At 44.4% G+C, this 723-nt stretch carries 1 protein-coding gene; it reads right to left on the bottom strand.

Annotated features, from left to right (window positions below; translation table 11 throughout):
* Window positions 1-108 precede the first annotated feature (108 nt).
* On the bottom strand, window positions 109-723 hold a 615-nt coding region (locus DN062_RS18410; RefSeq protein ID WP_275668131.1), incomplete at its 5' end, for a reverse transcriptase domain-containing protein.

Here is a 723-nt window from a genome sequence, read left to right on the forward strand (position 1 = left end):
AATCATGGTAGAACGACCCATTACTGAGCCGCCCCCACACAGATCCGGACGTGCGGAACTACCGCATCCGGCTCTTCAGTTATATATTCACGCGTGTAAATCACGCACTTAATACCAATCAACGTGAATAATACGCTTACTCACCCTTGGTCGCTCAATACCATAATACACTAACATCTGCTTAAACTGACTCCAGTTATAACTTCGCCTTCCACTTCGTCTATTGAGCCATTTGTATAAACTATGCAGCACATGACTGTACAGCTTATCCAAACAACGACTATTATCAGGCAAACCAAAGTAATTGCGGTACCCCATCAATTTACGTCTCAACTGAGGAAGCCAACGATTTAATTTCGTCGACCGCTTCGCTTTGATGAACTGGTAAAACTCACTCATGCTCGCACGATGCTTTTCAGCTCCGGTACGTCGCCTAAGTCTTGGTTTACCCTGTGCATCTATTGCCCAGTAGAAGGCAAAGCCAAGAAACACAAATTGACGTTTGCGGCTTGGATGAAACCGACTAAATCGCAGCAATGAGGTTTTATCCTCTGCTACCTCTAAGTTGAATTTCTTCAGCCGCTTTGGCAGCACCTTATAGAAGCGCTCTGCATCATTCGCATATTGAAAGGCACAAGCAAAATCATCAGCATAGCGAATTAACATCGCCCTGCCACGCATCTTGGGTTTTACTTTCTTTTCAAACCATAGATCTAATGCGTA

This window comes from Nitrincola tibetensis, assembly GCF_003284585.1.
GTDB lineage: Bacteria > Pseudomonadota > Gammaproteobacteria > Pseudomonadales > Balneatricaceae > Nitrincola > Nitrincola tibetensis.